The organism is Candidatus Contendobacter odensis Run_B_J11, assembly GCF_000531125.1.
GTDB lineage: Bacteria > Pseudomonadota > Gammaproteobacteria > Competibacterales > Competibacteraceae > Contendibacter > Contendibacter odensensis.
This window is the reverse complement of the sequence record NZ_CBTK010000223.1, coordinates 33,601-51,504: the sequence shown is the minus strand read 5'-3', so window position 1 is coordinate 51,504 and position 17,904 is coordinate 33,601. Positions and strand designations below refer to the sequence as shown.

16 protein-coding genes are annotated in these 17,904 nt (G+C 57.5%); 4 read left to right on the top strand and 12 right to left on the bottom strand.

The features are described from left to right. Positions 1-41: 41 nt before the first annotated feature. From BN874_RS13110 to BN874_RS13070, 9 genes are all read right to left on the bottom strand, one after another. Positions 42-626 carry an IS5 family transposase gene (locus tag BN874_RS13110; protein ID WP_051497819.1) on the bottom strand — a complete coding sequence of 195 codons (585 nt, stop codon included), beginning with the start codon at positions 624-626 and terminating at the stop codon, positions 42-44. 412 nt (positions 627-1,038) lie between these two features. Then, a complete protein-coding gene (locus tag BN874_RS13105) occupies positions 1,039-1,680 on the bottom strand; it encodes a DUF4433 domain-containing protein (protein WP_081756380.1) in 642 nt (213 codons plus the stop codon). An 11-nt stretch (positions 1,681-1,691) separates the two neighbouring features. Beyond that, a complete protein-coding gene (locus tag BN874_RS13100) occupies positions 1,692-2,411 on the bottom strand; it encodes a macro domain-containing protein (protein WP_051497818.1) in 720 nt (239 codons plus the stop codon). A 46-nt stretch (positions 2,412-2,457) separates the two neighbouring features. Then, positions 2,458-2,709: a hypothetical protein gene (locus BN874_RS13095; RefSeq protein ID WP_034434124.1), complete on the bottom strand. Its 252-nt coding sequence runs from the start codon at positions 2,707-2,709 to the stop codon at positions 2,458-2,460. 156 nt (positions 2,710-2,865) lie between these two features. Continuing rightward, a complete protein-coding gene (locus tag BN874_RS13090) occupies positions 2,866-3,327 on the bottom strand; it encodes a hypothetical protein (RefSeq protein WP_034434121.1) in 462 nt (153 codons plus the stop codon). A 27-nt stretch (positions 3,328-3,354) separates the two neighbouring features. Beyond that, positions 3,355-4,641, bottom strand: a complete 1,287-nt coding sequence (locus BN874_RS13085; RefSeq protein WP_034434118.1) for a hypothetical protein — start codon at positions 4,639-4,641, stop codon at positions 3,355-3,357. Then, positions 4,634-6,043, bottom strand: coding sequence for a phospholipase D-like domain-containing protein (locus BN874_RS13080; RefSeq protein WP_034434116.1), 1,410 nt, complete (start codon positions 6,041-6,043; stop codon positions 4,634-4,636). The genes BN874_RS13085 and BN874_RS13080 overlap by 8 nt, the downstream gene beginning before the upstream one ends. A gap of 67 nt (positions 6,044-6,110) precedes the next feature. Continuing rightward, a complete protein-coding gene (locus tag BN874_RS13075; RefSeq protein WP_034434154.1) occupies positions 6,111-7,271 on the bottom strand; it encodes a trans-sulfuration enzyme family protein in 1,161 nt (386 codons plus the stop codon). A gap of 50 nt (positions 7,272-7,321) precedes the next feature. Further along, positions 7,322-8,674 carry a phosphohexomutase domain-containing protein gene (locus BN874_RS13070; protein ID WP_034434115.1) on the bottom strand — a complete coding sequence of 451 codons (1,353 nt, stop codon included), beginning with the start codon at positions 8,672-8,674 and terminating at the stop codon, positions 7,322-7,324. Positions 8,675-8,781: 107 nt separating this feature from the next. On the opposite strand from BN874_RS13070, the gene argA reads away from it, so the two are divergent. After that, positions 8,782-10,095, top strand: a complete 1,314-nt coding sequence (gene argA, locus BN874_RS13065) for an amino-acid N-acetyltransferase (RefSeq protein ID WP_034434113.1) — start codon at positions 8,782-8,784, stop codon at positions 10,093-10,095. Positions 10,096-10,140: 45 nt separating this feature from the next. Next, the gene (locus tag BN874_RS13060) at positions 10,141-10,920 is read left to right on the top strand and encodes a bestrophin-like domain (protein WP_034434111.1); all 780 of its coding nucleotides are present in this window, start codon (positions 10,141-10,143) and stop codon (positions 10,918-10,920) included. Positions 10,921-10,940: 20 nt separating this feature from the next. Here the strand turns inward: BN874_RS13060 and BN874_RS13055 are convergent, their stop codons facing one another. Next, complete coding sequence (locus BN874_RS13055) at positions 10,941-12,086, bottom strand: succinylglutamate desuccinylase/aspartoacylase family protein (protein WP_034434110.1); 1,146 nt, start codon at positions 12,084-12,086, stop codon at positions 10,941-10,943. A 152-nt stretch (positions 12,087-12,238) separates the two neighbouring features. On the opposite strand from BN874_RS13055, the gene BN874_RS13050 reads away from it, so the two are divergent. Then, on the top strand, positions 12,239-13,171 hold the full coding sequence (locus BN874_RS13050) for an NADP-dependent oxidoreductase (RefSeq protein ID WP_034434151.1): 933 nt from the start codon (positions 12,239-12,241) through the stop codon (positions 13,169-13,171). A gap of 25 nt (positions 13,172-13,196) precedes the next feature. After that, on the top strand, positions 13,197-14,357 hold the full coding sequence (locus BN874_RS13045) for an iron-containing alcohol dehydrogenase (protein ID WP_034434109.1): 1,161 nt from the start codon (positions 13,197-13,199) through the stop codon (positions 14,355-14,357). A gap of 51 nt (positions 14,358-14,408) precedes the next feature. Here BN874_RS13045 and BN874_RS13040 read toward each other — a convergent pair whose 3' ends face one another. Together BN874_RS13040 and BN874_RS13035 are read right to left on the bottom strand one after the other, a co-directional pair. Beyond that, positions 14,409-15,677, bottom strand: coding sequence for an ammonium transporter (locus tag BN874_RS13040; protein ID WP_034434107.1), 1,269 nt, complete (start codon positions 15,675-15,677; stop codon positions 14,409-14,411). Between the two features lie 263 nt (positions 15,678-15,940). Next, on the bottom strand, positions 15,941-17,836 hold the full coding sequence (locus BN874_RS13035; RefSeq protein WP_034434105.1) for an ATP-binding cassette domain-containing protein: 1,896 nt from the start codon (positions 17,834-17,836) through the stop codon (positions 15,941-15,943). Between the last annotated feature and the right edge of the window lie 68 nt (positions 17,837-17,904).

Genomic DNA, 17,904 nt, shown 5'->3' with positions numbered 1-17,904 from the left:
CAATACCCTATCGTAAGTTGGCATCAAAATTATAATTAAATCTATAGAGAAATGGTATAACCCTTGTCTAGGCACAGGTGTTGCGGCTGATCGGGCGTCGGTTCGGGCCGCGGGAGGATCGCGGCGACCAAGGTCGAGGACACCAACCGACTATCATGGACATTGGCGCCGACCAAGGTCACCCCCAGCGGGATCCCGTTTTGATCGACATGCAGATGCATCTTACTACCACTGCGCCCCCGGTCGGTCGGATTGCGCCCCAGCGCCTCATCGGCTAGGCACACCGCTTGCCCCCGCACCGGTGCTTGCATCAACGCCCCGTCCATGGCTTGCCAGGTCCATTCGATCCCATGAGCTTCTTGATATTCTTCGGCGTACACGCGGAAAATTTCGGCAAACACCCCGGCCTGCACCCACCGCTGAAAGTGCTCGTGAACCGTGCTTTTGGAACCATAGCACGGCGGGAGATGTCCCCACTGGCAGCCCGTCTTGAGCAGGGAGAAAATGCCGTTCAAGATGCATCGGAACTCCACGGGCGGACTGCCCCCGGACTTTTTCCGCTTAAAGGGATCCAACAGGGGATCCACTGGGTTCCAAAAAGCATCGGAAATTTCTTGGTAGGCCATAACGTCCTCTACCGAGTGATTGCCTTGCCCCATAACCTACCAAACTTTATGGCTCAAGCATCTTTTGTGCCGGATATCCTCTTAGCCACCCATGGATTAGAAGTACTCTATTCAACGGTTTTCGGGACCATCAAATACCGATACCGATTAAACGCCCTAAAGTGCGGCATACCGGCTTCCCGGTTTGGCTCGAAGCTTTTGACCTGAAAGCGTTGAAAACCTTGCAGTAACTCGTTGATATTGCTCATGGAGCGGGTCTCGGTCGATTAGGATGGTCGCGCCGTTAATAAGGAACCGGGGCGCTTGCTCGATCTGTTGTAAGTCATCGTTCGCGTTAATACAGAGTTCTGTGCGGCGGGGTGTAATGCCGGGCTAAATCATTTTGAATAAATGCGTTATTAAGTTTACGTCTTTAGGTAAAAAAGTAGCTGCCATCTAAAACTACATCAAGCGATAAACCAGCCTGCTCAACCAATTTTTTGCAATTTTCTTGAAGGTTTGGATTGCAAATAACGATGCGCTGAAAGTATTTAGGTTCTATCCGATGGAAAATCAAAAACTCTGCATTACGTTTTCGCTTTCCGTCTGGAAAATCATTCCAATAATCGGCTTTAAGCACATCCCAAGGGATATGTTTTAGCTTGTATAAGCTATTAAAAAACTTAGTTTTTTTTGATGCGGCATTTCCATCAGAAAAGGCAAACTCAATGTTTTCCTGAGTCAATATGTCTGCACTAATTACTATGAAGAAAATTCTATCCTGGCAGTCTCTTCTTGCGGAAAGTGTAGGTGTTCGTGGTACTAAATACACAGGCACCAAATCATGAATCGTTACTGTAGTATGATTAGTCAGCTCAATGTCACGGACATGTCGACGATCCTGAACTGATTCTTCTGCAAACGAAACATAATCCCAACCGCTTTTGATCACCTCATTTTTTGGGAGTATCCCGTACCTTAAAAGATTGTCCAAATTCTCGATCATGGCGAAGTAGAAAAATTCCGTAATTGGATATTCGCGAATTTTCGATCTTCTCCATTCGGCTAAACCCATGCGTTTACGTCCTAAAATACCAGAGTTGGTTGGCGTTCTGCTTGAGTAACCAAGCGTCGTGTTTCGACAGTCGCTTTGGCAAATTCATAGAGAGATTGAATAGTTTTATCCCCAACTCCTTTGATTTGTTGTATTTCAAGCATGGTATGTATCGTGCTGGTGCTAAAAGCATCCATGAGTAATTTTGCCTGTTTGGCGTTTATCCCTAAGTATCTTTTATAGTCTTCTACAGAAAAGCGATGAATGCGCTGATGCAGCCTATCAAAAAGTGAGTCTTCCGCATTTGGATCAAAGTGGTAAATCTCAACGTCCAGATTCGGTAATGGCTCCAGAAACCGATACATCACTTCTTTCACCGCGCTCCACTGTAGTCCTCCCAAACTGGTGCCTAATTCGGGAAAAGCGATTGAAGTGATGCCTTTTGTCGCGTAAGTGGCGCAAAATTTCGCCATGCCCTGTTCGATGTATTCAAGTTTCGACGGATGCTTCCAGTTGCTTTTGGTCGGAAAATTGAGAATCCACGGTTCGGACTTCTTCCACAGATGAAGAACGCCGGGATGAATGCGTTTATCGGCACAATAACGGGCGTATTCATCATACATTTCCGGGAAGCGGTTCTTAAATTCCAATGCTATCCCTTTTCCCATCACGCCAACACAATTAACCGTGTTGACCAAGGTTTGGCAGGATGATTGAAAGATATTGCCTCGAAATTCGCTGATTATACTCATAAAATTATAACTGTGTAGAGTTGAAGTTTCGCATAATCGCAACTGATCATGAGACGATCTTTGGATGGATTGCTTTATCGGCGATCTCTCCAAGACGTGCTTCGACGAACTGTATTAATGACTTGATTACTTTGAAGGCACTGCGAATATAATCAGCTTCAATCAAAATCTCAGAGCCGCTTAAATTTACCCAAGGTTGCTTATCAAGCATAGCTTTCTTTTCTTTATTTTTGTCAGTTTTTAACTCGCTTGTAGAACCATTATCGTGAACAAAGTTGTTTCTCAAAAAAGTCAACAAATTAATCTCAGAATAAATATTTTTCCTCCTGTAAATTTTCCTGTGATTCGCACGACGGGTTGGGTGAGTACAACGCACACCTCTCAGCAAGATCAAAGAGTTAGATGAAGCCGATGTTCTAGCCCAAGCCGCAAATCATCGCCATCACAGGAAAATTTACAGGAGGATATTTTTTGGTATTTCAAACTTTCCGTATCTTTCAAGGAATTTCCGCTTTACAGACCATGGATCACCTTGCAAATCACCAACATTGAAAGGCATGTTTTGTTTTCCAATTATATTCGTTAATTTTTCACATGATCGCTCCAGAAAAATTTCAAGTAGAGAGGTCATATAAATCACATGAGAATAGCGAACCCTCTTGAGGTGATATTCTGCTGCCACTATTCCGCTATCATTTATATCTTCAGCCCCAGCATCAATTTGCTCTTGAATATACGTCTTTTCAGCAGAAAGCATTCCAGCTATAAGTTGCTCTGTCTCTCGTATATACCAATCAAATAACTGAAGCTCGTAGCCATCAATGGTGGATGTGCTTTTTAAATTATCAAGCATCATCTTTCTAAAAAAGCTCTCACTCTCTATTGCTTCTGGAGTCTTCTGTTCATCTTTCTTCATTTTCCACTCCTATCAATCTATGGTTTCTTAACTAAATTTACTTTCCAGAAAGCAGATTCTCATCAACCGCTCAATCTGTTCTGGCGTCAGAGATCGAACATTGCCATCATAGTGTCCAGCGATACCTTTGATTTCCCAACGCTCAGAAAAACGATCATAAAGTGCGTGTGACCAAGGCAATCCCTTATTATGGCTCAAACATGACCAGTCCCAGAAATCAGCGTAGCAAGTAATCAAATGTCCATTCCAAGGCAGCCCCATATTGTCGCTTAACCCACGCCACCCTCCCCACTTCCACCGATCAGCGTATCGCTCGATCAACGCTTCGCTCCAAGGCAGTGCTTCATTTCCACTCAAACACCCGTTTCCTCCCCACTCCCAATATTCAATATAGCGTTCGAAGAAGGACTCGCTCCAAGGCAGTGCTTCATTTCCACTCAAGCACCCCCACGCCCAACGCTCGACGTAGCGGTCAAGAAGCGTCTCACTCCAAGGTAGTGCCCTGTTGTAGCTTAATCCATAACCCCAGTCCCATTGTTCGGCGTAGCGTTCAAGGAGTATCTCACTCCAAGGTAGCCCCTCATTTTCGCTTAACCCAGGTTCTGAACCCCACAACCACCGTTCAGCATAGCGTTCAAGAAGTACTTCACTCCAAGGTAGTACACGGTTCACACTCAGTGACCCCCAGTTCAAGTCATCTAAGTATTCAGCACAGCGGTCGATAAGCGCCACGTTCCAAGGTAGTGCTTCGTTCCCCGCCAACCATCCCCACACCCAGAGATCGACGAAACGATCAATGAGTGCCTCACTCCAAGGTAGCGCTTCGTTCCCGCTCAAATACATCCAGTCCCATCGATTAGCAAAGCAATCAATCAGTGGTTCACTCCATGGCAGCGCTTTGTTTTCGCTCAACCCTCCCCATCCCCACATCCAGCGTTCGGCGAAGCGTTCAATGAGTGCTTCACTCCAAGGCAATACCAGATTCCCACTTAACCCTGTGTCGTAATAAGAAGAACCCCAATTCCATAATTCGGCAAATCGTCCGATAAAAGCCTCACTCCAAGGCAGCGCCTCGTTTTGGCTCAATTGCCCCCAATCCCAACAATCCTCATACCGCCCAATCAACTCCTCACTCAGCGGGTAATACCGCGACACCACCAACCGAAAAAAATCAGGATGCCGCCGAAAAAACGCCTCGGTATCCCGACTCGTCAATTCCCCCATTACCCGATTAACAATCCGGGTGCGCTGTTCAATCACTGCGGGCAGATATGATGAACCCGGAACCAACGCACCATCATGCGTTTTAGGCATTGCCGTTCTCCGCAATTTTCTGGCGCAACTCCGCGCATTCCTCTTCCAACCGCTGGCGAACCCGGGCGAAATACGCCGCCCAATCCGGCTGCGCCGCCAAGGTCTGATAGGTCTCGCTGGCCCGCAAGGCGCGAATCTCCGCCAGCCACCGCTCAACCTCCAACCGCAACCGGCTCATCCGCCCGCGTAACTGCTCCTGTTCAGTCCACACCTGCGCTGGATCAGCGAACGGCTGACCATCGGTCAGATGCCGATGCAAACGGTTCAGAGTGTCCAGATCGTTCTGCTGATAGGCCCGCTGCACCTGCACGAAAATCGTCTGCGCCGCCGCCTGATCAGCCTCCGTCACCCGGTCGGGATGACAGCGCATCACCGCTTCCCGATATAGCCGCTTCAACTCCTGCTGCTGGTCGGCATCCAGCGACGCGGGCCGGGGCGCACGGTCAAACGCCTCCCGGTCGCGCTGAAACTCCGCCTGATCCGCCTCGGCTTCGGCCTGCGCGGTCTGATCGGCCTCGGCGTGACTGCGTTCAGCCCGCCGCCGCCAATACTCCCGCCGCAAGTGCAGACATTCCGCCATCGCCTCACCGACCGCGAGATGCTGCTGATGGGCGAACTCCTCAATCTGCCGCTCCAATTCCGCCTGTTCGCTGCTCAACGCCACGATCTGCGCTTCCAGCGTCAGCAATTCCAGCCGCAATGCCGCCAATGCCGGGTCTTGCCAAGCCACGACCGCCAGCCCTCGCGCCAACACCGCCTGAATCCGATCCAGCGCCGCCGCCCAATCCTCGGCGCGCAACCGATCCAGCAGTTCCGCGATGGGAGCCAGCGCCCGCGCCGCTTCCAGCCGGGGCCATTGCGCCGCCACCGTGTCGAAATCCTCCAGCAACAACAAATTCCGCAGCACCTCCAAGCGCCGCATCACCTGTTGGGTATCCAGCGGCGGAACCGCCGGGCGTAACCCATATTTCTCCAAAAGCCGATCAAAAGCGGCGAGATAGCCTTGCGCCAGCGCCGCATCGCCCCACACCCGCAGGATGTTTTCATCGGCCCGACTGGCGCGGCAGGTCCAGTTGTAGGAACCGGTGATCACCCCGTCGCCGTCAATGACACAAAACTTGTGATGCAGCGAACCGGCCCCGCGCTCCTCCGCTTCGGGAATCCAAAAGGTCTCGCCGCCTGCCGCCCGCAACCGCTCCAGATTCAACCCGGACTGCCGGTTGATCGCATCATCCAGCAGCGCCAACCGCACCCGACAGCCGCGCCGGGCCGCTTGCAACAGCGCCTCGAACAGCGTTGGATCAGTCAGCCACGCCACCGCCGCATCAATAGACTGCCGGGCGCGATCCAGATCAGCAGCGATCACCGCCCGGATGTCGTTGAAATGGGCTTGAATATCCATAGTTCCATGATTCTCAAAAGCGGGTATGGCTCATAACCGGCGTTAAGCCGATGCTGAAGTTTGGTTTCTACCCCAGCGCCCATTCCAGATCGGCGATTAAATCCGCCACATCCTCAATGCCAACTGACAATCGCACCAGCCCGTCGTCAATTCCCAACTCCCGGCGCACCTCCGGCGGCACCGAGGCATGGGTCATAATCGCCGGATGCTCGATCAGACTTTCCACCCCGCCCAGGCTTTCGGCCAGGGCGAACACCCGGCAGCGGGTCAGGAATCGGGTGACTTGCGCTAAATCGCCGCGCACCACCGCGCCGATCATCCCGCCAAAACCGCGCATTTGCCGCCGCGCCAACTCATGTTGCGGATGGCTGGTCAGGCCGGGATAGATCACCTTAGCAATGCTCGGCTGCTGTTCCAGCCAGGTCGCAATCGCCAACGCATTGGCGCTGTGCCGTTCCATCCGTAGTGCCAGCGTTTTCAGGCCACGCAATGCCAGAAAACTGTCAAACGGGCTGGCGATGGCGCCGATGGCATTCTGCAAATAGCCCAACCGTTCCGCTAATTCCTGCCCCCGGCACACCGCCACCCCGCCGATAATGTCGGAATGGCCGTTCAGATACTTGGTCGCGGAATGGATAACGAGGTCGAAACCGTATTCCAGCGGCCGTTGCGCCCACGGCGTGGCGAAAGTGTTGTCGGCCACCGCCAGAATGCCGCGTTCGCGAGCCACTTCCGCGATCATCACCAAATCCACCAGCTTCAACAGCGGGTTACTCGGCGTCTCGACCCAAATCATCCGGGTTTTAGGCGTCAGCACCCGCTCCAGCGCCGCCCGGTCGCGCAAATCGCTGTAGGAAAAACTCAAACCAGCGCTGCGCCGCCGCACCTGCTCGAACAGCCGCCGGCTGCCGCCATAAAGATCATCCAGCGCCACCACATGATCGCCGCTGTCCAGCAGTTCCAGCGCCGTGGACGTGGCCGCCAATCCCGAAGCAAAAGCGAAACCGGCGTCGCCGCCTTCCAAATCGGCCACACAACGCTCGTAGGCAAAGCGGGTGGGATTCTGGCTGCGCGAATATTCAAAGCCCTGATGCACGCCCGGACTGGACTGAACGTAGGTCGAGGTGGCGTAGATCGGCGTGACCACCGCGCCGGTCGTCGGGTCGGGCGATTGGCCGGCGTGAATCGCGCGAGTGGCGAAGCCGGACGGACGAGAAGAATCAGTCATGAAATCAATACCGTTGCGAATGGGCAAGGGGAAGTTTTAAAAACGGCCATCTAGCCCGTGATCAACCTTCGTAATTCCTTAGTGCGCCGCTCCAGCAATTCCGCGTCGCCACGAGTTTCCACATTCAGCCGCAGCAGCGGTTCGGTGTTGGAACAGCGCAGATTAAAGCGCCAGTTGGGGAATTCAAGGCTGATGCCGTCGGTTTCGTCCAGTTCCGGCTCCTGGTCAGCGTAAGCGACCAGAATCTCGCGAATCTTGGCCTGCGCATCGTCCACCCGAAAATTGATCTCGCCGCTGCATGGGAACGCCTGCATCCGCGCATCCACCAGCGTCGAGAGCGGTTGGCCGGTACGGCAAAGGTGTTCAGCGACCAGCAGCCACGGAATCATCCCGCTGTCGCAGTAGGCGAAATCGCGGAAATAGTGATGGGCGCTCATCTCGCCGCCGTACAGCGCATCCTCCAACCGCATCCGCTCTTTCATGAAGGCATGGCCGGTCTTGTTCTGCACCGCGACTCCACCGGCAGCGCGGACCTGCTCTATCGTGTTCCAGGTCAGGCGCGGATCGTGGACGATTTTCGCGCCCGGTTGCCGCGCCAGCAGGATTTCCGCCAGCAGGCCCACCAGGTAATAGCCCTCAATAAAGCGTCCGGTTTCGTCAAAGAAGAAACAGCGGTCGAAATCGCCATCCCAGGCCAGTCCCAGATCAGCGCCGTGCTCGCGGACCGCCTGCGCAGTGGCCTCGCGGCATTCCGGCAACAGGGGATTGGGAATGCCATTGGGAAAAGAACCGTCCGGCTCATGATGAATTTTGACGAACTGAAACGGCAACTGCGGCTCCAGCGCATCAATGATCGGTCCGGCGCCGCCGTTGCCGCCATTGACGACGATTTTCAGCGGCTTGAGCGCATCAATGTTAATCGCGCCCAGCAGGTAGCGGATGTAGTCGCTCTTATCCTCATGGTGAATGAGGTTGCTGGGGCGGATCGCCAGCGTAAATTCGTCAGACGCCGACAGATCGCGGATGGCGAACAGGCCGCTGTCGCCGCTGATCGGTTTGGCCTGTTCCTGCACCAGCTTCATCCCGTTGTAATCCATCGGGTTATGGCTGGCGGTGACCATGATTCCGCCGTCAAGCTGATGGTGAAAAACGGCAAAGTAAATTTCCTCGGTGCCGCACTGGCCGATGTCCATCACCTCGACGCCGGCATCCCGCAAGCCGTTCGCCAGCGCCGCGCTGAGCGCTGGACTGCTCAACCGCACATCATGGCCGACCGCGACCTTGCGGGGTCGCAGAAAAACGGCATACGCCCGCCCGATGCGATAGGCCAGATCATCGTTCAGCTCGTCGGGAATTCGCCCGCGAATGTCATACGCTTTGAAACACGCCCGTTCGTTGCTCATGGTTTCCTCCCGTTGAATACTTTCATGATGCCGCCTTTTCCCTAGAGCTGCCCAAATAGCGGGTGAATATAATGCGATGACCTATCATCATCAATGGAACAACCTTTGTGGATTCCGATCATTTTGTGCAGTGGTTCCGCCAAGCCGGCCCCTACATCAACGCCCATCGCGGCAAAACCTTCGTGGTGTTGTTCGGCGGCGCAGCGGTTGAAGCCGATCACTTTTCCAGTCTAATTCACGATTTCGCCCTGTTGCACAGCCTCGGCATCCGGCTGGCGCTGGTCCACGGCGCCCGGCCCCAAGTCGAGGAGTGTCTGCACCAGGCTGGCCGCCAACTGCGCTACGTCAACGGTCTGCGGCTGACCGACGCCACCGACCTGCGCTATGTCAAGCAGGCGGTGGGTCGGGTGCGCATCCGCATTGAGGCGCGGCTGTCGATGGGCGTCGCCAACTCGCCGATGCACGGCGCCCGCCTCCGGGTGGTGTCCGGCAATGTGGTGACCGCCCGCCCGCTGGGGGTGCGCGACGGGGTGGATTACGGCTTTACCGGCGAAGTGCGCAAGGTGGATGCCCAGGCCATCCGTCTATGGCTGGAACAGGACGCCATCGTGCTGCTGTCGCCGCTGGGCTATTCGCCGACCGGAGAAATTTTTAATCTCAGCGCCGAGGATGTCGCCACCGCCACCGCCATAGCTTTGGGCGCTGACAAACTGCTGGTCCTGAGTGAAGGCCCGGAATTGCGTGACCCGACGACCGACCGACCGATCCGCGAACTCAGCCCCAGCGAGGCCGAACGGCTGCTGGCCGAACCTCCCGCCCTGTCCGAAGAAGCTGCGCACCATCTGCGTCTGGCGCTGCGCGCCTGCCAGAGCGGGGTGCGCCGGGTTCACCGACTGTGTCGGCGGGTAGATGGCGCGCTGTTGCTGGAACTGTTCACCCGCGATGGTGTAGGAACTCTGATCACCGCCGATATTTACGAAGGGGTGCGGTCGGCAACCATTGATGATGTCGGCGGCATTCTGGAGCTGATCCGACCGCTGGAAAGCGATGGCACTTTGGTATGGCGCTCGCGGGAACGGCTGGAGATGGAAATCGAACGGTTCAGCCTGCTCGAACGTGATGGCGCGATTATCGGCTGCGCCGCGCTTTACCCCTTTGCTGAAGAACGACTGGGTGAGTTGGCCTGCGTCGCGGTGCATCCCGCCTATCGCAATAGTGGCCGCGCTGACACCCTGCTGCGCTTTATCGAACGCCAGGCCGGGGAACAGCATCTACAGCGGCTGTTTGTGCTGACGACCCGCACTGCGCACTGGTTTCGCGAGCGCGGCTTTGAACCGGCCGAGGTCGCCGACCTGCCGGTGCAAAAGCAGGCTCTGTACAACTGGCAGCGCCGTTCCAAGGTGTTTATTAAGAATCTGTAAGGATCGTCATACCTCAACCCTTGACCAACCCAGCAGGAAATCTTTATGGACTACGCAATCTTTGCTTTCTTAATCACTCTTGGTTTGTTTCTCGGTATGTTGTTGCTTCTGGACCTTGGCCGGCGTATCGGCATTCGGCGGCGGGCGCAAGATCCCGATGGCGCGACGGCGGGAACCGGCGCGGTGGATGGGGCCGTTTTTGCCCTGCTGGGCCTGCTGATTGCTTTCACCTTTTCGGGCGCCGCTTCGCGCTTCGACACGCGGCGGAATTTGATCGTCGAGGAAGCTAACGATATCGGCACCGCCTATCTGCGGATCAACCTGCTGCCCGCCAGCGCGCAACCGGAGTTGCGGGAGAGTGTTCGCCGTTATGTGGATGCGCGGCTGGAAGCGTATCGGAAACTGCCGGATGTTGAAGCCGCCAAGGTAGAACTCGCCAAGGCCGCGCAATTACAGAATGAAATCTGGAACCAGGCGATTGCCGCTGGCCGACTGGAGGGGGCGCAACCCGCCGCCACGATGCTGCTGCTGCCTGCGCTGAACCAGATGTTTGACATCACCACGACGCGAACCATGGCGACCCAGATGCATCCGCCGAAGATCATTTTCGCCATGCTCTTCGTGCTGGCGCTGGCCAGTTCACTGCTGGCCGGTTATGGCATGGCCGGCGGCAAGTCGCGCAACTGGATCCACATGGGCGGGTTCGCGCTCATCATGGCGTTTGCGATCTATGTCATCCTCGATCTTGAATACCCGCGCATCGGCCTGATCCGGGTTGACGCCTTCGATCAGGTCATCATGGAGGTCCGGGCGGGCATGAAGTAGGCCGGTTGATGCCTCCGAACTCAATCTTCCAGCAACTGGCCCGCCTGGCGATAGTTCAGCGGTTCCCGCCCGGCCACCTTGCAGAATTTTTGCCCCGGTCGGGCCAGCCGCTCGGTCATGCGGGCCAACAGCAGACCCTGGGTGTTGCTGCGGATCGGCGTCCGGGCCATGCCCAGCGGTTCGCCGAGCGGATCGACCAATTCCGCCACCACTTCGCCGGCGGCCACCGCGTCGCCCAATCGCTTGCGGTAGACCAGCACGCCGGCGGCGGGCGCGGTCAGCACATCCACCCCGTTGAGCGGGGTCGGTTCGCAGCGCAACTCCGGCAACGGCCCCGGTTCGCCGTTGATCACGCCGCGCCGCTGTAAAAAGCGCAGCAGCGCCGCCGCATCGGTCGCCGCGTCCTCATCCGTCACATCAGCCTGACCGCGCAGTTCCACCGTGGTCGCGAAACAGGCCAGCGGCGCCGGTCCTTCCGTTGCCAGCGCCTCTCGCAGTTTCCACCAAGGGCCGGCGCAGGCTTCATCGAAGGGATTGCCACCTGCTTCCTGCTCCAGCAGCACTGCCGCCGCGCCCAGTTCCGCGCCCAGTGCAACGGCCTCCTCCCGCTGCCACTGCGAAGCGTACAGATGGAGCAGCGCTTCGCCGTCGCAATGCAGGTCGAATACAAAGTCTGCATCAATAGCCTGGCTCAGCAACGCTCGTTTAAGGGCTTCCGTCTCCCGCGCCGCCGGCTGCTCCGCCAATACGGATCGCAACGTTTGCCGAATGAGCGCCACGTTCACCGCCGGATCGGCGCTCATTCGGCCCTGCAACCGCTCCTGCGTCGCTGTCGTCAGATCGGGAAAGCCGCGATTGAAATTACCCGTGCCCTCGCAGTCGAAGCGTCCCAGCAACCGCCCATTGAGATGTTGGCTTAAACCCACCGGATTCGCGACCGGGACCACCACCACCTCGCCCCGAATCCGGCCTTCCGCCTGGGCCTGTTCCAGCCCGCGCAGCAGATGTTGCGCGACCAGCAACCCTGGAATTTCATCGGCATGAAGGGCGGCTTGAACATACGCTTTAGGGCGTGCGCCGGGCGCGCCGTAACGATGAACCCGCAGTGTTCGCTCAGTGCCGGGCGCGGCTGAGGGCAAAACAATTCGGGTGGTGGACGTAGGCATGGCGGATTCTCCGGGCGGTCATCATCAGGGGACAGGTCGCGAAAGCCTATCCTACCGCGCCTGATCCTGAACCGCGCCCGCGTCGCCTGCTCTAAGCGCACGATACGCTTCACTGAATTTTTATCTCTGGAGAAACTCTGCTCATGACGACCATGAAAGCCGTTCGCATTCACGCTTATGGCGGCCCCGAATTGCTGCACTATGAAACCATCCCCCGTCCGGCGCTGAATCCCGACGATCTGCTGATCCGGGTGCGGGCGGCGGCGGTCAATCCGGTGGACTGGAAGATTCGCGAAGGCCATTTGCAAGGTTTTCTGAACCATCAGTTGCCGCTGATTCTCGGCTGGGACGTATCCGGCGAAGTGGTCAAAATGGGTCCCGAAGCGACCGGGTTCAAGATCGGCGACGCGGTGTACGCGCGGCCCGACATCGAACGCGATGGCAGTTACGCCGAATACATCGCGGTTAAAGCCAGCGAGGCCGCCCACAAGCCGGCCAAGCTGGATCACGATCATGCCGCCGCCGTGCCGTTGGCGGCGCTGACGGCCTGGCAAGCCTTGGTGGATGCCGCCCAGTTACAAGTCGGCCAGCGGGTGCTGATTCACGCCGCTGCGGGCGGAGTGGGCAGTTTCGCGGTGCAACTGGCCAAGGCCAAAGGCGCACAGGTGATCGCGACGGCCTCAGCGGTCAATGTCGGCATTGTGGCGGAACTGGGCGTCGATCAGTTTGTGGATTACACCAGAACCCGGTTCGAGGAGATCGTTAAGGAGGTGGATGTGGTGTTCGACACGGTGGGCGGCGATACCCAAGACCGGTCCTGGCAGGTCTTGAAGCCGGGCGGCATTCTGGTTTCAGTCATCAACCCGCCACCGGAGGAAACTGCGGCTAAGCATGGCGTGCGTAGCGCCTTTGTCTTCGTCCAGCCCAGCGGCCAGCAACTGACCGCTATCGCCCGGTTAATCGACGCGGGCCGGATGAAACCGATCATTCATACCGTGTTGCCGTTGAGCGATGCCCGGCAGGCTCAGGTCATCAGCCAGGGCGGCCATGCCCGTGGCAAGATTGTGCTTCACGTCGCTGATTAACCCTTCATCACTGGAGTTCACACCCATGCAAAATTTTACCTTTTACAACCCCACCAAAATCCTGTTTGGCAAAGGCCAGATCGCCAGCATCACCCAGGAAATCCCTCTGAATCAGCGAGTGCTGATCACTTACGGCGGCGGCAGCATCAAGCAAAACGGCGTTTACGCGGAGGTCATGGCGGCACTGGCTGGATATACGGTATTTGAGTTCGCCGGCATCGAACCGAATCCCACTTACGAAACGCTGATGGAAGCGGTGCGAGTGGTGAAAGAACAACGGATTGATTTTCTGCTGGCGGTCGGCGGCGGCTCGGTCATTGACGGCACCAAATTCATCGCCGTTGCGGCGTTGTTCGAGGGTGAACCGTGGGATATTCTCGCCCAACATGCGCCTATCGTGCGGGCGCTGCCGTTCGGGACCGTGCTGACCCTGCCTGCCACTGGTTCGGAAATGAACAGCTTCGCCGTCGTCACCCGCCGCGCCAGCCAGGATAAGCTGGCGTTCGGTCATCCACTGGTGTTTCCGCGCTTCTCGGTGCTGGATCCCAGCACCACTCTGACCCTGCCGCCGCGCCAGATCGGGAATGGCGTGGTAGACGCCTTCACTCACATCATGGAGCAATACCTGACCTATCCAGTCAATGCGCCGGTGCAGGATCGCTTTGCCGAGGGCTTGTTGCTGACGCTGATCGAGGAAGGCCCCAAGGCGCTGGCGACGCCGGATAATTATGAGGTGCGGGCCAATGTAATGTGGTGCGCGACCCTGGCGTTGAACGGGTTGATCGGCGCGGGAGTGCCCAGCGATTGGGCGACCCATATGATCGGCCATGAGATCACCGCCCGCTACGGGCTGGATCACGCGCAGACGCTGGCGATAGTGTTGCCGAATACGATGGCGGTGCAGCGCAACCAGAAGCGGGCGAAGTTGCTGCAATATGCGGCCCGGGTTTGGAACCTGACCAGCGGCGGCGAGGACGAGCGGATTGACGCAGCTATCGCCAAAACCCGCGAGTTTTTCGAGTACATGGGAGTAAAAACCTACTTGCGCGGTTATGGCATCGGGCCGGAAGCTGTCGCCGTCGTCCTGCAACAACTGGAACGGCACGGCTTGACCGCATTAGGCGAGCATCAGGATGTTACTCTGGTGACCAGCCGAACGATTCTGGAACGATGCGTAGCAGCTTGAAAAACCAAGCCTTTATTCCCTCTCCCAACGGGAGAGGGCGGATTCTATCCACTACAGGTCGTAGCCCCGTTCCTCGTGCAACGCGATGTCCAGGCCGCCGATCTCGTCTTCCCGGCCCACCCGTAGACCGATCAGCCGATCCACCAGCTTGAGTACGATGAAGGTCACTACTGCCGTGTAAGCAACGGTCGTGACCACGCCCACCAACTGCACGCCAAGCTGCTGCCCCATGCTGGTGATCCCCTGGGCAAAACCCTGGCCTTTGAACAGGCCCAGTTCGGTGGAGGCAAACACGCCCACTGCCAGGGTTCCGAGCATTCCGCCCACCCCATGCACCGGAAATACGTCCAGCGAATCATCCACCTTCAGCACCCGCTTGACGAACTGGGTGGCGCTAAAGCAGACCAATCCCGCCACCGTGCCGATCACCACCGCGCCGGCTGGCCCCACATAGCCCGAAGCCGGAGTAATAGTGCCCAAGCCGGCCACCATCCCGGTGACGATGCCGAGGACACTCGGTTTGCGGTACTTCAGCCATTCTGCGGTCATCCACGCCAGCGCGCCGGCGGCGGCGGACAAGTGCGTCGCCAGCATCGCCATCCCGGCGTTACCGTTGGCCGCCAGTGCGCTACCGGCGTTGAAGCCGAACCAGCCCACCCACAACATGCCGGCCCCGGTCACCACCATGGTCATGTTATGGGGCGGCATCGCCGTGGTTGGAAAGCCGTGGCGCCGACCCAGCACCAGAGCCGAAACCAGCGCGGCCACCCCGGCGGTGATATGCACCACAATTCCGCCGGCGAAGTCCAGCACTCCCATCTGGCCCAGCCAGCCCCCGCCCCACACCCAATGAGTCACCGGTGCATACACCAGCGTTAGCCACAGCGCGCTGAACAGCAGCATGGCGGAGAATTTCATCCGTTCCGCGAACGCGCCCACCACCAACGCCGGAGTGATGATGGCGAAGGTCATCTGGAACATGGCAAACACCGTTTCCGGGATGTCGCCGGTCAAGGAATCTTCTTCCACTCCGGCCATAAACATCTTATCCAGTCCCCCGATCCAGTCATTGCCCACCCCGAACGCAAGGCTGTAGGCATAAGCGAACCACAGCAGCGACACCAGGCAGGTAATAGCGAAACACTGCATCAGAATGGAAAGCACGTTTCTGGATCGCACCAGCCCGCCGTAAAACAGCGACAACCCCGGCAGGGTCATAAACAGCACCAGCGCCGTAGAGGTAAGCACCCAGGCGGTGTTGCCCAGATTCGGGCCTGCGGCGGCCTGCGCCCCAGCGGCTACTGGCGCTAACACTCCCAGTAAACCGAAAAAAAGCCCGGTTAAGGCTCGTTTATTGTGGTTCTTCGAGGGTTCTTGTGGAGAAGGTCTCTCAAGACGGATGATGACCCGCTGCGCCGGCTCGTGATGGGGTTAATAGTGATTAAAATCAATCTATTATTGATGAGAAATCCGCCGAAAGTCTTATTGATGAGACACTAAGACCCGGTTTCCACAAGAACCCTCGAAGAACCATATTTTTACCGGATTTGGAAGATGTGCATTCGCACTTGCATCTATTCCACCTATCCCCGCCCTTCCAGTTCCTCCCAGCGCCCGTAGGCGGTTTCCAATTCCGCTTCCAGCGCCCGCAATTCCTCCAATTGCCGAGCGACAACCGCCGGTTCCTGTTTGTAGAACGCCGGGGCGGCGGTCAACGCATGTAAATCCTGCTGCCGCTGTTCCAATTGCTCGATGCGGGCCGGCAACCGTTCCAGTTCCCGCCGCTCGTTAAAGCTGAGCTTGCCCGCCGGGGCCAATTTTAGCGGAGGAACAGCCGGTTTGGGTTCCACTTTGGGTTTAGCGGCAGCGACAGCCGCTTCCGGCGCGGGCCGCTGACGCAACCAGTCGCTATAACCGCCGACATACTCGCGGATGCGCCCGCCACCCTCGAACACCAGGCAACTGGTCACTACGTTATCCAGAAAGGCCCGGTCGTGGCTGACCAGCAGCAGGGTGCCGGTAAATTCCAGCAGCAGTTCTTCCAGTAACTCCAGCGTCTCCAGATCCAGGTCGTTGGTCGGTTCGTCCAGCACCAGCAGATTGGCCGGCTGACTGAACAGCCGCGCCAGCATCAATCGGTTGCGTTCGCCGCCGGACAGCGACTTGATCGGCGAACGCACTCGCTGCGGAGTGAACAGGAAATCGCTGAGATAGCTGATGATGTGGCGGCGCTGGCCGTTGATCTCGATGGTTTCCCGCCCGCCGGCAACGCTGTCCAGCACGGTCTGTTCGGGGTCCAGTTGTTCGCGTAACTGATCGAAATAGGCGATTTCCAGCTTCGTCCCTGTTTGCACTTGGCCGGCGTTCGGCGTCAAGCGCCCCAACAACAGGCCAAGCAGGGTGCTTTTTCCGCAGCCATTGGGGCCGATCAGGCCGATGCGATCTCCGCGCTGGATCCGCACCGAAAAATCGCGGATCAGCGGTTCATCGCGCCAGGCGTAACTAACCTTTTTCGCCTCAATCGCCAGTTTGCCGGAAGTTTCGGCCTGCTCCAGTTCAAAACTGGCCTTGCCCACCCGTTCGCGGCGCTCGCGGCGTTCTTCGCGCAAAGCCAGCAGCGCCCGCACCCGACCTTCGTTGCGGGTGCGCCGCGCCCGGATGCCCTGACGAATCCAGACCTCTTCCTGCGCCAGCCGCTTGTCAAATTTGGCGTTGTGGCGGGCTTCAGTTTCCAGCCAAGCCGCTTTTTTCTCCAGAAAGTTCGCGTAATCACCCGGCCACGAGGTCAACAGGCCGCGATCCAGTTCCAGCAACCGGGTGGCCAGCCGTTTGAGCAGGGCGCGGTCGTGGGTGACGAACAGCAGCCCGCCGCGAAAGGCCAGCAACTCTTCTTCCAGCCACTGGATGGTTTCCAGATCGAGATGGTTGGTCGGTTCGTCCAGCAGCAGCACATCCGGTTCGCACACCAGCGCCCGCCCCAGCAACACTCGCCGTCGCCAGCCACCGGACAGCTCCGCCAGCGGGGTATCCGCCGGCAGTTGCAGGCGGCTCAGCACGGTTTCGACCCGCTGCTGCCAGCGCCAGCCGTCGCGCGCTTCCAGTTCGTGTTGCAGGCGCTCGATGTGCTGCATTTTTTCAGCCGCGTGATCCTGCGCGAGTTGCGCCGCCGCTTCGTGATATTCGGCCAGCAACGCCCCCAGCCCTTCCAGTCCGCCCGCCACCACCTCAAACACGGTGGCGGTAGTATCCGCCGGCAGTTCCTGCGCCAGCGTGGCGACGCGCAAACTGGGTTGACGCCAGATTTCGCCGCCGTCGGGCAGCGATTCGCCGGTCAGCAGTCGCAGCAGAGTGGTTTTACCGGTGCCGTTGCGGCCAATCAGGCAGACCCGTTCGCCAGGATCGAGTTGGAAGCTGGCGCCGTCCAGCAGCTTTTCGGCGCCAAAGGCGATAGAGATATTATCGATGTTTAATAGGGGCATATAGGAATTCCGTCATACGCAGGGCAACACAGCGCTTGCGCTGTAATCTGCTGGGAGAAACTTCTACG

Bases quoted from the DNA above. Each gene is read 5' to 3' on its own strand.
- BN874_RS13110 (WP_051497819.1), bottom strand. From the start codon at position 626: ATGGCCTACCAAGAAATTTCCGATGCTTTTTGGAACCCAGTGGATCCC.
- BN874_RS13035 (WP_034434105.1), bottom strand. From the start codon at position 17,836: ATGCCCCTATTAAACATCGATAATATCTCTATCGCCTTTGGCGCCGAA.
- BN874_RS13105 (WP_081756380.1), bottom strand. From the start codon at position 1,680: ATGGGTTTAGCCGAATGGAGAAGATCGAAAATTCGCGAATATCCAATT.
- BN874_RS13055 (WP_034434110.1), bottom strand. From the start codon at position 12,086: ATGCCTACGTCCACCACCCGAATTGTTTTGCCCTCAGCCGCGCCCGGC.
- BN874_RS13050 (WP_034434151.1), top strand. From the start codon at position 12,239: ATGAAAGCCGTTCGCATTCACGCTTATGGCGGCCCCGAATTGCTGCAC.
- BN874_RS13100 (WP_051497818.1), bottom strand. From the start codon at position 2,411: ATGAGTATAATCAGCGAATTTCGAGGCAATATCTTTCAATCATCCTGC.
- BN874_RS13090 (WP_034434121.1), bottom strand. From the start codon at position 3,327: ATGAAGAAAGATGAACAGAAGACTCCAGAAGCAATAGAGAGTGAGAGC.
- BN874_RS13080 (WP_034434116.1), bottom strand. From the start codon at position 6,043: ATGGATATTCAAGCCCATTTCAACGACATCCGGGCGGTGATCGCTGCT.
- BN874_RS13070 (WP_034434115.1), bottom strand. From the start codon at position 8,674: ATGAGCAACGAACGGGCGTGTTTCAAAGCGTATGACATTCGCGGGCGA.
- BN874_RS13085 (WP_034434118.1), bottom strand. From the start codon at position 4,641: ATGCCTAAAACGCATGATGGTGCGTTGGTTCCGGGTTCATCATATCTG.
- BN874_RS13045 (WP_034434109.1), top strand. From the start codon at position 13,197: ATGCAAAATTTTACCTTTTACAACCCCACCAAAATCCTGTTTGGCAAA.
- BN874_RS13075 (WP_034434154.1), bottom strand. From the start codon at position 7,271: ATGACTGATTCTTCTCGTCCGTCCGGCTTCGCCACTCGCGCGATTCAC.
- BN874_RS13060 (WP_034434111.1), top strand. From the start codon at position 10,141: ATGGACTACGCAATCTTTGCTTTCTTAATCACTCTTGGTTTGTTTCTC.